Raw genomic sequence first — 12,650 nt, forward strand, 5'->3', positions numbered from 1 at the left:
TTTAATGGGTGTTCCACGCCTGATTCGAATCATGGGCCTGGCCGGACTGCTGGCCCTGGCGGGGTGCGCCGCCACGCCGCCGGCACACTTCTACCAGCTGCAGCAGGGCAGTCAGGCACTGCCGAAGACCGGCAGCGGGGTGGCGGTGCTGCTCGGCCCGCTGAAGCTGGCCGACTACCTGCAGCGCGAAACCCTGGTGCAGCGCCAGTCCGATGACAGTCTGGTGATCAGCCAGCAGGCCCGCTGGGCGGGCAGCCTGCAGGACGACGTGGCCCAGCTGCTGTTGCGTCAGTTGGCTGGCCGTCTCGACAGCAGCCGTCTGGCGCTGTACCCGGACCGGGTTGGCTTCAAGCCCGAGGCGCAGTTGCTGCTGAGCATCAGCCGCCTCGACTCCGGCCCCTACCAGCCGGCCGTGCTGGAGGCGCAGTGGCGTCTGCTGGATGGCCAGGGGACGATGCGCGACAGCCGCGTGGTTCGCCTGCAGGAGAAGCATAGCGGCGAGCTGGGCGATCAGGTGCGGGCGCAGAGCGCGCTGCTGCAGACCCTGGCGGGGCAGATGGCGAACGCGGTGAGCGGCATGGCCCGGGCGGCAGCGGACGAGTCACGTCCCGAGGCGCCGTCGAGCCGCAGTGGCGCGAAGGCCGCCAAGCCGGGCAAGAGCGAAGCCCCGCGGATTCCGGTGGTCACCCCCGGAGCATCGCCGGCAGCCGAGGTCTATCGCTTCTGAGCGCAGCCGCACAGGCTGGGTTGACGCAACGCCGCGCCGGGCAATCCGGGGCGGCGTTGTGCTGTCAGGGGCGTGGGCTAGCGGGGGCAGCAGTCGGCGGCGAACTCAGGCCTGTTGCAGCATCTGGCCCAGTTGCTGTTCCAGGCGCGCCGGCAGCGGGTCGAGCAGGCGCTCGACGCAGCTGGCGTTGGCCGGCGAGGCGATGGCGCGGATGCGCGCCCGCGCCCGTACGCCGAGGTCGGCGCTGAGCGACTGGTCGAGCAGCAGCAGGTTGCGGCTGTGGCGGTTCAGCTGCAGCGCACTCTGGCTGCATTCGCGCAGCAGCAGCTCGCTTGGCGACAGGCCGTAGAGCCCTTCGCCCTGGCTCAGGCCGAGCTGCAGGCGCAGGGTCAGGCCGCGGTCGGCGATCTCGATCTGCAGGGCATGGCCGAGGGCGCGCAGCAGCTCGCCGCAGCACAGTGCCCGGGTCAGGTAGTCCTCGCCGGACTGGTTGCTGTGGAACAGGATCAGGCTGCCGCCGTCATCGAGGCGCTGCAGGTTGCCGTGGTACAGGCGCGCGGCCTGCTCCAGGCAGTCGCGATAGCGCTGCAGCAGCTCGCGCAGGCGCTGCTGGGGTAGGCGTTGCAGCTCCTCCTGGCCGCCCAGCTGGATCGCCAGCACCGCCGTATGCACCGCCGGCAGGCGTGGCGTGGCCGGTGGTCGTGCCGTTGCCGGCGTCGGGCGAGGGGCGACAGACTCCAGGTCGTCGATCTCGAGGCCGAGCTCGTCGGCATCCAGCTCGAAGTCGTCGCTGTCCAGCGGGGCGGTCGGCGACCTGCGCTGCGGCTGCGCTGCGGCGCCGTCGAGCGCGTCGAGGTCGACGGCGAGATCCGCCGCAAAGTCGGGCTCGGCATGGCGCGCGCCGGCGGCCGCTGCCGCTGGGTTGACGCGGGCGGGGCGGCGTTCGTCGAGCAGGTTGTCCAGTCCCTCGAACAGCACCTCGTCGTCCTCTTCCCGTGCCTCGAGTTCAGCTTCCGCAGGCTCGGGCTTTACCGGTACCAGGCGGTTTTGCAGCTGGCGCGCCAGGTCGCCGATCTCGTCCAGGCGCTCGTTGGCCGGCGCCGGATCATCCGGGGCCCGCAGCCACAGGCGCAGCTGCAGCAGCGGGGTGGTCAGCTGGCTGCCCAGCCGCAGGCTGGAGAACAGGGTGACGATAGCGATGATCAGTCCGAGCAGACCGAGGTTCTGCTGGCTGACGGTCAGCGGCTTGCGAAATGCCTCGAGGTCGAGGGTCAGTTGCAGCTGGCCAGCGGCGATTTCCTGGAAGGCGATCGGCGCACTGAACACCCCTTCGCTGCGGTCCAGGGTGGACTGTTTCGGGCGGACGCCAGCCTCGGCGATGATCCGGTTGTCGACGCTGTGGATCACCACATGGGCGACCAGAGGGTTCTGTGCCAGGTTGTCGAGCATCACGTTGAGGCTGAGCAGGTCCTTGGCCACCAGCAGCTCGGTGGCCGAGGCGACGGTCTGCTGCTTGAGGCTCTGGCCGACGGCTTCGATCTGCTCCTGGGTGGCCTGGCGCAGCTGCATGTTGAGGACCCAGGCGCACACCAGCACCACCAGGCTGACCAGCAGCAGGCTGTGGCTGACAATGCGCAGGGCAATGGGCACCCGGCGCCGGCGCAGGGCGTTGAGCAGGAGGACGAAGAAGTTGTCGGGCTTGACGGGCGCGGGCCGGTTCACGAGTGGGGCTCGGCTCTGGGAATAGGGGAGTCGAAGTATAGCGGGGGCGTCAGGCATCCGGCAAAGCGCCGCTGCCAGATGGTGCACTTTGCGGGTAGAATGCCGAACTTTTCAGTTCCGGGGAGGTGCGCCGTGCGCGAAATCGTCCTGATCAACATTACCGGGGAAGATCGCCCGGGCTTGACCGCCGCCATCACGGGCGTCCTCGCGCGTGGCGGGGTGAATATTCTCGACATCGGCCAGGCGGTGATCCACAACACCCTGTCGTTCGGTATCCTGGTCGAGATCCCGCACAGCGCCAAGGCGTCGTCGGTGCTCAAGGACCTGCTGTTCACCGGCTACGAGCTGGATCAGCAGGTGCGCTTCACCCCGGTGTCCGAGGCCGACTATCAGCAGTGGGTCGGCGGCCAGGGCAAGCCACGGCACATCGTCACCCTGCTGACGCGCAAGGTCACGGCCGAGCAGCTGCAGCGGGTCAGCTCGATCACCGCGCAGTACGGCTTGAACATCGACCACATTGACCGCCTGTCCGGGCGCATGCCGCTGGACACCCCGGACGAACGCGGCAAGGGCTGCATCGAGTTTTCCGTGCGCGGCGAGCCGGCCGACCCGGCGGCGCTGCGCGCCGAGTTCCTCAGCGTGGCCCAGGAGCTCAACGTCGACATCGCCTTCCAGCAGGACACGATTTTCCGCCGCAACCGTCGCCTGGCGGTGTTCGACATGGACTCGACGCTGATCGAGGCGGAGGTGATCGACGAACTGGCCAAGGCCGCCGGGGTCGGCGAGCAGGTCGCCGAGATCACCGAGCGCGCGATGCGCGGCGAGCTGGATTTTCGCGCCAGCTTCAAGGAGCGCCTGGCGCTGCTCAAGGGGCTGTCCGAGGAGGTGCTGGCCGACATCGGGGCCGGCCTGCGCATGACCGAAGGCGCCGAATTCCTGTTCGCCGAGCTCAAGCGCCTAGGCTACAAGACTGCCATCCTCTCCGGCGGCTTCACCTACTTCGCCCGCCAGTTGCAGGACAAGCTCGGCATCGATTACGTGTTCGCCAACGAGCTGGAAATTGTCGACGGCAAGGTCACCGGGGTGGCGGTGGAGCCAATTGTCGATGCCCAGCGCAAGGCCGATTTGCTGCGCCAGCTGACCGAGCAGGAAGGGCTGCGCCTGGAGCAGACCATCGCTGTCGGCGACGGCGCCAACGACCTGCCGATGCTGGCCATCGCCGGCCTCGGCGTGGCGTTCCGCGCCAAGCCTCTGGTCAAGCAGTCGGCCAAGCAGGCGATTTCCACCCTCGGCCTCGACGGCATCCTCTATCTGCTGGGCTATCGCGACCGCGAGGGGCGTGATTGACCGCTGCCCAGGAATGCAAAAACCGCCATCAAGGCGGTTTTTGCATTCCTGGGGTTGGAGAATTCACTCCTCGCCGGAGGAGAACTCGTAGTCCATGCGCGGGCTCGGTCCCTGCAGGTACAGGCCCTGCACGTAGTTGACCCCGGTCTGCCACAGGGTGGTCAGCACGCTGGGGTTGTCCACGCCCGGCACGATGGTCAGCTTGGCCTGCGCATGCAGGCCGCCAATCAGGCTCTTGAGCTGCTCCTGGCGCTCGGCCTCCGCCAGGTTGTCGATGAGCGAACCGTCGATCTTGGCGAAGTCGACATGCAGGTGGCGCAGGGTGTTGAACGGGTTGAGCGCGCCGCCGAACTGGCTGAGGGCGACCTTGCAGTGCAGCTCGGCCAGGCCCTGGCTCAGGGCCTTGGCCTGCTTGAGGTAGGCCACCGCATCCGGCTCGCAGAACTGCAGGACCAGGGCGTCGGCCGGCAGGCGGGCGGCCTTGAGCGCGGCGCTGAGCCAGGGCAGCAGCACCGGATCCTGCAGGCTGGCGGCGCCGAGGGGGATGAACAGGCGGGTGTTGTGGCCCTTGGCGCGCTGTTCGCCGAGCTGGCGGATGCTGTTGAGCAGCACCCAGCGGTCGACCTTTTCGGCCAGGCCGGCCTGCAGGGCCGCGGCGAGGAACTCCGCTGGTGCCACCGGCTCGCCCTGCGGGTTGTTCAGGCGCAGCAGGACCTCGTAGTTCTCGCGCTCGTCGCCGTGCAGGCTGATGATCGGCTGGAACAGCAGCTGGAAGCTGTTGTTATCCAGCGCCTGCTGGACCATGGCCACCAGGCTGCCGCGGCTGGCGGCGGCGGCCAGTTCCTCGGCGGGGTCGTAGAGTTTGAGGGCGTTGCCGTTGCTCAGTTCTTCGACGCAGCGATGGACGCGCTCGATCACCTGCTGGGACTTGGCGCTCTGCTCGCTGATGCCGGCGACGCCGATGCTCAGGGTGATTTGAGTGGTGCGCCCGCCGATGTCGAACATATGGGCTTCGATTTTCTTCAGCAGGCCGTGCAAGGCTTCTTCGCTCTGCTGCGGGCTGAGTGCCGGCAGCAGGGCGGCAAAGCTGTCGTCGGCGAGGCGCGCCAGCTGGGCGCGATCGCCGAAATGCTGGCGCAGCAGATTGGCGCAGTCGGCCAGCAGCAGGTCACCGTCGGCCAGACCGATCTCGCTGAGCAGGCTGGCGTAGCGGTCGATGCGCAGCAGCGCGAGGGTGGCCGCGGTGCCATCCTTGACCGCCCGCTCGCAGGCCTGGTCGAGCAGTTCGAGGAAGTGCACGCGGTTGAACAGGCCGGTGACCAGATCCTGGCTGCTGATCTCGCGCAGCTTTTCCTCCAGCTCGGCGTTGCCGGTTTCCGCGCGGATCACCACCTGGGTGCATGGCTCGCCATCGTAGCTGGCCGGCGAGAAGGTCATGCGCGCGCGGAACTGGCTGCCGTCGTCGCGGACGCCGGTGCATTGCAGGTCGGCGTGGCCCTCGCTGCTCTGGTAGGTCTTGAGGAAGTCCTTGAACGCCGCCTGGTCGCTGCTGTGGATCAGGTCGATCATCGGCATGCCGGCCAGCTCGTCGGCATCGGGATAGCCGAACAGCTCGACATAGGCGCGGTTCGCATAGATGTGCATGCCTTCGTGCACATAGGTGATGGCGTCCACCGAGCTGTCGAGCAGCAGCTGGCAGCGCTTTTCCGCCTCGCGCAGCGCCACTTCGGCGGCACGTCGGGCACGGCGCTCCTCGAGGTTCTTCAGCTCGCGTCCGGCGACCAGCAGCAGGCGCTCGTCGTCACCCTGTGGCACGCCGTCCTGGGCGCCGAGCAGCATGGCGTCGGTGATCGCCTCGCCGTCGTTGTCGGCGACCCGTTGCAGGAAGGGGATGTCCTTGCCCAGCCGGCGGATGGCACTCAGCGCTTCGCCGGGATCGAGGTTTTCGCTGTGCGGGGCGGCGATCAGCAGGTCCCAGCTCTGTTGCAGCGTGTCGGCGAGATCGTCGGCGGAGGTCAGACGATGCACACGGGTGGCGTGCCCCGCATTGCGAAACAGGCTGATCAGTCGCTCGGCCTCGTTCTGCGAGTCCTCGAGGATCAGCAAGCGGATGGATTTCTTTTCGTTGGACATTGATCGCCAGAAAGCAGCACCGAACAGGCGCAAAACGGGAAGGGAATTGGGCGAAAATCTACAAGGACTCCCAGAGCGAGTCAAAGCCTTCCTCCGGCCCCTCGCTGGCGATGCTCAATCCTGTGACCGGTTTCCGCTCGAGGTCGACGGGGGTGTCCAGACGGCGATATTCGAACTGGTTGAAGCTGTCGCTCAGGGCATGCCGGTGGGTGAGCAGGATGCGCTGTACTTCGCCATCGAGGTTGAGCAGGATCTTCTGGCCCTGCTGGAACGGCAGGTGCGGCGCGATCAGCGTGGCCGGCCGGCCCAGCGCCGGAATCGCGTTGAGCAGCAGGCCGCGCAGGTACTGGCCGGGTTGCCCGCTGCGGGGTTGCGGGCGCAGGCCGCAGGGGTGCGCGCGCGGGGCGAGCAGCTCGATGCCCAGCTGCAGGCCAGCACCGTGCGGCTGGCGGATCCAGCGGATCAGGGCGATGTTCCAGCCGCGCTCGCCGGGGTGTTGCAGGCCGACCAGATCGCCGCTCTGCAGCTGGCTGGGGGTGGTGTCGTCCCAGGCCAGGCAGTAGCCGCCGGGGCTCTGGTTGACGATCTGCAACTGGTGGCGCGGGTAGTCCTCGCGTTCGGGGACTGGGCTTGTCGCCTGCTTGCTGACCGGGGTGAAGTCGATCCGTTCGCGTTCCTTGTGCAGTAGGGCCTCGTCGTGGCTGGCGTCGAAGGCGCGCGCCCAGGTGTCCTGCTCGCGCTGGCGGCGCTGGAAGTCGACGCTGACTTCCTCGTCCGGCAACTGCAGCACCTCGGCGAAGCTGCGTCGGCCGGCGACGAAGTAGTGCAGGGCGCTGATGCCGAGACAGGCGCTCAGGCTACCGTTGGCGGGTGTGCGGTTGTAGGCCCGTTCGGCGGGGGCACTCCAGGCCGTGCACAGCTGCTGCAGCAGCTCGTCGGTGATGCCGTAGGGCATCGGCAGATTGGCATGGACGCGCTGGCCGCGGCCGAGCTGCAGGTATTCGCGCAGGTCGGCGACCAGGCCCTGGGTGACCAGGCCGCGCAGGTGGGCGTGGTCTTCGTCCTGCAGCAGGCTGGTGTAGCGCGGCGGGCTGTCGATGCTCGGGGCGAAGGCGAACAGGCTGTCGCGCCGGCGGGCATCCTGCAGGCGCACGCGGCTGCTCCAGGCCGGCAGGGCTTCGGCCAGCAGCTGGATGGCCTGCTGGCGCAGCTGGTTGCAGCGCGCGCAACCGAGCAGCAGGCTGCTCAGATAGCATTGTTCGATGGTCTGCGCGCTGCCGTTGCCGACGGCAAGCGGCAGGCGCTCCAGCTGCTGCTCGCAGGCGCTGCGGTAGAGCAGGTGGAGCTCCAGCCAGAAGCCCTGAGGGGGCGGAATATAGAGCAGGCAGAACTGGCACAGCATGCGGTACAACCCTCGCAGGGCGAGCAGCAGTGCCCGGCCCGCCAACTGCCGGTCTTCGCTGGCGGGCAGCTGCAGGGCCTCGCTGGCGGTCAGCTTGGCGGCGCGCGCCAGCTGCTGCTGCAGGGTCTGACAGAGGGTGGCGATCTGCTGGCGGCGGGCATCGAGGATCACCACCTGGTTGCGCAGGTGGCGTTCCAGTTGCGTGCAGGCGAATTGCACTTCCGGTTGCAGCAGCTCGAGCAGTTGCAGGCGATTGGCCGGCGGGGTCTGCAGGCGGTTGAGCTCCTGCAGAGCGGTGTACAGGCGGCGGGCGGTTTCGCCGAGATTGGCCTTGGGCAGCTCGGCCAGCCAGGCGCTGACGGCAGCCGGCTGCGCGTCGGCAAAGCTCAGCACGGGCACATCCGGAAGCGTGACACGCAGCAGGGCGTAGGAGGAGTGCAGATCCATGATGGCTGGTCCGAAGGCAGGTGGAGCGTTGGTCTCGGGCGCCGTGGGCGTGGTCAGCCTGCAGAACCGCGGCGCCAAAAATTCTACCTGAATGCCGATCCGCCTGCTGGAGGCGGATCACAATGGCTGCCGCGCTCCGGGCGCAGCGCGTGCTGTCGCGATTCCTCGACCGTGCAGCGCTGCCCGTCGCGCGCGCCCCGCCGTTGCCGACGCGGTCAGGCCTGCGGCAGGGCCAGTTGCTGGCCCATGCGCACGGCGCTACCGGCGGCCAGGCCTTCGGCCCAGCGCACCTGCTCGGGGCCGAACAGCACGATGGCGGTGGAGCCGAGCTTGAAGCGACCGAGCTCGGCGCCCTTGTCCAGCTGGATCGGCGCGCGGGTCGCCTCGCCGTAGCGGAAGTGCCTGAGCGCGCGCTTGGGTGGAGTGACGAGGCCGGCCCACACCGTCTCGACGCTGGCGACGATCATCGCGCCGACCAGCACCACTGCCATCGGCCCGCGTTCGGTGTCGAACAGGCAGACCACGCGCTCGTTGCGGGCGAACAGCTCGGGCACATTCTCGGCGGTGAAGCCGTTGACCGAGAACAGCCGCCCGGGGACGTAGACCATCTCGCGCAGGGTGCCGGCCAGCGGCATGTGCACGCGGTGGTAGTCCTTCGGCGACAGGTAGACGGTGGCGAACTGGCCGCCCATGAACGGCGCGGCCATCTCGGCGTCGCCGCCGAGCAGCTCCAGCACGCTGAAGCTGTGGCCCTTGGCCTGGAAGATGCGGCCGTGCTCGATCGGGCCGAGCTGGCTGATGGCACCGTCGGCCGGGCTGAGGATGGCGCCGGGAGTGCTGTCCAGCTGCCGCGCGCCGTCGCGCAGGGCGCGGGTGAAGAAGGCGTTGAAGTGCTCGTAGGCGTGCGGGTTGCCGACCTCGGCCTCGCTCATGTCGACCTGGTAGCGTTTGACGAACCAGCTGATCAGCGGGTTCTTGAACCAGTCGGCGCGGCATTCGGCGGCCAGGCCGATCAGGCGCGACAGGGTGTGGTGCGGCAGCAGGTACTGGCCGGCGAGGAACAGGCGTTCTTTGAGGTTCATGGCAGGTCCTTAGATTTCCACCGGGGTGTCGGGGTGGTTGCCCCATTCCGACCAGGAGCCGGCGTAGCCCTTGATGTTCGGGTAGCCCAGTGCGCGCATCGCCAGATAGGTGAAGCCGGAGCGGCGGTGGGTCTGGCAGTGGGTGATGATTTCCTTGTCCGGGGTGATGCCGCGCGCCGCCAGCAGCTGCGCCAGGTCCTTGCGCAGGCGCAGGGTACGCTCGCGGTCCAGGCAGTCGGTCCACTCCAGGTTGATCGCGCCGGGGATGTGGCCGCCTCTGGCCGCCAGCACCTTCTCGCCACGGTATTCCTCCGGCGAGCGGGCATCCCAGATCAGCAGGTCAGCGGCACCGAGGCGGCCGAGGAGGTACTCGCGGGTGGCCAGCACATTGGCGCAGGGCTGCACCGCCACCGGGCCGCCGGCCGGCGCCGGCACTGTGCTGGACAGCGCGCGGCCCTCGGCCAGCCAGGCCTGCAGGCCGCCGTTGAGGTGGTGCCAGTGGCGGTGGTCGATCAGGTCGAGCAGCCAGCCGAAGCGCCCGGCCCACGGGCCGCCTTCGTCGTCGTAGAGCACGTAGACGGCGTCCGGGCGATGGCCCAGCTCACCGAGCAGCGCCTGCACCGAGCTCCATTCCGGCAGCAGGCCGGGCGCCGGCGGTTGGCCGAGCTGGGTGCGCTTGGGATCGACGAAGCGCGCCCCGGGTATGTGGCCCTCGGCGTAGCGGGCGGCGTTGGTCAGGTCGACCAGGATCAGTTCCGGCGCGCTCAGGCGGCTGGCCAGATCGGCCGGCTCGATCACCAGCGGCAGGTCGGAAAAGGCGGACATGGCGAGCTCCGGTGGAGTGGTAAAAACAGGAGTGTACTGAAATGTGTCGGCTGGCCGTAGGGTGGCCACTCGCGATCGCGATTGTCCCCCCAGTCAGGCCGTGGCGTAGGGCGGTAGAAAACCGCTGCGCGGGTTTTCTACCCTACGGCTTTGCCGTTGCACGCCAGCCTGGGCTCAATACTCGGTCTTGGGCAGGCTGGCGAGGATGTGCCGGTAGCTGGCCAGGCGCTGCGGATGGATGCGCCCCTCTTCGAGGGCGCCCAGCAGCGCGCAGCCGGGCTCGCGGTCGTGCTGGCAGTCGCGGAAGCGGCAGCGGCCGATCAGGTCGCGGAACTCGACGAAGCCGTCCTCGACGTCGGCGCGGGTGACGTGGCCGAGGCTGAATTCGCGGATGCCGGGGGAGTCGATCAGCTCGCCGCCGCCGGGGAAGTGGAACAAGCGCGCGGTGGTGGTGGTGTGGGTGCCCTTGCCGGTCAGCTCGGACAGCGCGCCGACGCGCAGGTCGACGCCGGGCAGTAGGGCGTTGACCAGCGACGACTTGCCCACCCCGGACTGGCCGACGAACACGCTGACCCGGCCGTCGAGGGTGGCGCGCAGATCGTCCATGGCGTTGCCGTTGTGCGCCGAGACTTCCAGCAGCGGATAGTCGAGGGCGCGGTACACATCGAGCAGGGCGTCGAGCTTCGCCGCGTTGGCCTCGTTGACCAGATCGGCCTTGTTCATCAGCAGCAGCGGGCGGATGCCGGCATGATCGGCGGCGATCAGGTAGCGGTCGATCAGGTTGGCGTGTGGCTCGGGCAGCGGCGCGAAGACGATGACGATCTGGTCGACGTTGGCCGCCACTGGCTTGAGCACGCCGCGCATGTCCGGCCGGCACAGTTCGGAGCTGCGGGGCAGCTGGGCGACGATCACGCCGATGCCCTGGTTGCCGGCGCGCCAGACCACGCGGTCGCCGGTGACCAGCACCGGCAGGTTGGAGCGCAGGTGGCAGCGGAACACCTGACCGGCCAGTTCGCCTTCGAGGGCTTCGACCTCGACCTGCACGCCGAAGTGGGCGATCACCAGGCCGTTCTGCTCCGGACCGAGGTCGCCGCCTTCCAGCTCGTCCACCGCGCGCGACTCGCGCTTGGAGGCGCGGGCGGCGCGTTCTTCCTGGATCTTCTCGATGCGCCAGCTCTGCCGGCGGCTCAGTTGGCGTTTGGCCATGATGGTTCCGTATGCGATTCCGGCGGCGAGTCTAGCATGCGCCCCGCCTGCTAGAATGCCGGCATATCTCGAGGAGACTTTCATGCACAGCGCAGCGAACCCGCAGAACCTGATCTGGATCGATCTGGAAATGACCGGCCTGGAGCCGCAGACCGACGTGATCATCGAGATGGCCACCATCGTCACCGACGCCCAGCTCAACGTGCTGGCCGAGGGACCGGCCCTGGTGATCCACCAGAGCGACGAGGTGCTGGCCAGCATGAATCCCTGGTGCATCGAGCAGCACGGCAAGAGCGGGCTGACCCAGCGGGTGCGCGCGAGCCGCCTGAGCGAGGCCGAGGCCGAGGCGCAGACCATCGCTTTCCTCGCCCAGTGGGTGCCGGCCGGGGCATCGCCGATGTGCGGCAACAGCATCGGCCAGGATCGGCGCTTCCTCAATCGCTACATGCCGCAGCTGGAAGCCTTCTTCCACTACCGCAACATCGACGTCTCCACCCTCAAGGAACTGGCCGCGCGCTGGGCGCCGGCGGTCAAGGACGCCTTCAAGAAGGAAAGCAGCCACCTGGCGCTGGACGACATCCGCGATTCGATCGCCGAGCTGCGTCACTACCGCGAGCACTTCATCAAGTTTTGATGGTCAGGCGGCTGGCGCGGCTGGGCTAGACCGCTTTCACAGCGCGCCATGCCGCGCCAGCGCCCATTCGACGTGCTCGCGCACCAGGGAGGACGGGTGGTTGCGGCGCAGCTCCAGCGCCTCGAGCACGGCGATGCTGCCGGGGGCGTTGCCCAGGCCCACCGCGAGGTTGCGCAGCCAGCGCTCGTAGCCGGCGCGGCGCAGGGGCGAGCCTTCGGTGCGGGTCAGAAACTCTTCCTCGCTCCAGCGCAGCAGCGTCGCTAGCTCGGCATTGTCCAGCCCGTGCCGCGGCTGGAAGTCGCCCTGTTGCGTGGGGCGGGCGAAGCGGTTCCACGGGCAGACCAGCTGGCAGTCGTCGCAGCCGAACACCCGGTTGCCGATCAGCGGGCGCAGCTCCTCGGGAATCGCGCCCTTCAGCTCGATGGTCAGGTAGGAGATGCAGCGGCGTGCGTCCAGCTGCTGCGGGCCGACGAAGGCGGCGGTCGGGCAGATGTCCAGGCAGGCCTGGCAGCGCCCGCAGTGTTCGCTGGCGTGGGGCATGTCCACGGGCAGCGGCAGGTCGGTGAACAGCTCACCGAGGAAGAACCAGCTGCCGGCCTGCCTGTTGAGCAGCAGGGTGTTCTTGCCGATCCAGCCCAGCCCGGCCTGCTGCGCCAGGGCCTTCTCCAGCACCGGCGCGCTGTCGACGAAGGCGCGGTAGCCGAACGGGCCGATGGCCGCCTGCATGCGTTCGGCCAGCTGCTGCAGGCGCTTGCGGATCAGCTTGTGGTAGTCGCGGCCCAGCGCATAGCGCGACACGTAGGCCTTGTCCGGGCTGGCCAGCACCTCGGCCATGCGCGTGTCGCCGGGCAGGTAGTCCATGCGCAGCGAGATCACCCGCAGGGTGCCCGGCACCAGCTCGGCCGGGTGCGAACGCTTGCTGCCGTGGGCGGCCATGTAGTCCATCTCGCCGTGATGGCCGGCGGCCAGCCAGCGCTCGAGATAAGCCTCGTGCTCGCCCAGTGCGATCCCGGCGATGCCGACCTGCTGGAAGCCCAGCTCGCGGCCCCAGTCCTTGAGCGACTGGGCGAGGGCGGAAAGATCGGGGGCGCTGGTCGACATGGCTGGCGGTGCTCGGGGGCGGGA

At 68.7% G+C, this 12,650-nt stretch carries 10 protein-coding genes; 3 read left to right on the forward strand and 7 right to left on the reverse strand.

Features of this window, described 5'->3' with window-relative positions:
• The first annotated feature begins 4 nt into the window (after positions 1-4).
• A complete protein-coding gene (locus KRX52_RS12655; protein ID WP_217682085.1) occupies positions 5-727 on the forward strand; it encodes a PqiC family protein in 723 nt (240 codons plus the stop codon).
• Between the two features lie 105 nt (positions 728-832).
• Here the strand turns inward: KRX52_RS12655 and KRX52_RS12660 are convergent, their stop codons facing one another.
• The gene (locus KRX52_RS12660) at positions 833-2,449 is read right to left on the reverse strand and encodes a histidine kinase (protein ID WP_217682086.1); all 1,617 of its coding nucleotides are present in this window, start codon (positions 2,447-2,449) and stop codon (positions 833-835) included.
• Between the two features lie 132 nt (positions 2,450-2,581).
• Here KRX52_RS12660 and serB point away from each other — a divergent pair, with 132 nt between their 5' ends.
• Complete coding sequence (gene serB, locus KRX52_RS12665) at positions 2,582-3,796, forward strand: phosphoserine phosphatase SerB (protein WP_217682087.1); 1,215 nt, start codon at positions 2,582-2,584, stop codon at positions 3,794-3,796.
• 63 nt (positions 3,797-3,859) lie between these two features.
• Here serB and KRX52_RS12670 read toward each other — a convergent pair whose 3' ends face one another.
• From KRX52_RS12670 to rsgA, 5 genes are all read right to left on the reverse strand, one after another.
• Positions 3,860-5,929, reverse strand: a complete 2,070-nt coding sequence (locus KRX52_RS12670) for an EAL domain-containing response regulator (RefSeq protein ID WP_217682088.1) — start codon at positions 5,927-5,929, stop codon at positions 3,860-3,862.
• A gap of 58 nt (positions 5,930-5,987) precedes the next feature.
• The gene (locus tag KRX52_RS12675; protein ID WP_217682089.1) at positions 5,988-7,778 is read right to left on the reverse strand and encodes a cyclic-di-GMP receptor FimW-related protein; all 1,791 of its coding nucleotides are present in this window, start codon (positions 7,776-7,778) and stop codon (positions 5,988-5,990) included.
• A gap of 215 nt (positions 7,779-7,993) precedes the next feature.
• Positions 7,994-8,860, reverse strand: a complete 867-nt coding sequence (gene asd, locus KRX52_RS12680) for an archaetidylserine decarboxylase (protein ID WP_217682090.1) — start codon at positions 8,858-8,860, stop codon at positions 7,994-7,996.
• Positions 8,861-8,869: 9 nt separating this feature from the next.
• Positions 8,870-9,685, reverse strand: coding sequence for a rhodanese-like domain-containing protein (locus KRX52_RS12685; protein WP_217682091.1), 816 nt, complete (start codon positions 9,683-9,685; stop codon positions 8,870-8,872).
• 174 nt (positions 9,686-9,859) lie between these two features.
• The gene (gene rsgA / locus KRX52_RS12690) at positions 9,860-10,891 is read right to left on the reverse strand and encodes a small ribosomal subunit biogenesis GTPase RsgA (protein ID WP_217682092.1); all 1,032 of its coding nucleotides are present in this window, start codon (positions 10,889-10,891) and stop codon (positions 9,860-9,862) included.
• Between the two features lie 82 nt (positions 10,892-10,973).
• On the opposite strand from rsgA, the gene orn reads away from it, so the two are divergent.
• Entirely contained in the window at positions 10,974-11,525 is a 552-nt protein-coding gene (gene orn / locus KRX52_RS12695) for an oligoribonuclease (RefSeq protein WP_217682093.1), read from the forward strand.
• A gap of 36 nt (positions 11,526-11,561) precedes the next feature.
• On the opposite strand, the gene queG is transcribed toward orn, so the two are convergent.
• Entirely contained in the window at positions 11,562-12,626 is a 1,065-nt protein-coding gene (queG, locus tag KRX52_RS12700; RefSeq protein WP_217682094.1) for a tRNA epoxyqueuosine(34) reductase QueG, read from the reverse strand.
• Between the last annotated feature and the right edge of the window lie 24 nt (positions 12,627-12,650).

The organism is Geopseudomonas aromaticivorans, from assembly GCF_019097855.1.
GTDB classification, from domain to species: domain Bacteria; phylum Pseudomonadota; class Gammaproteobacteria; order Pseudomonadales; family Pseudomonadaceae; genus Geopseudomonas; species Geopseudomonas aromaticivorans.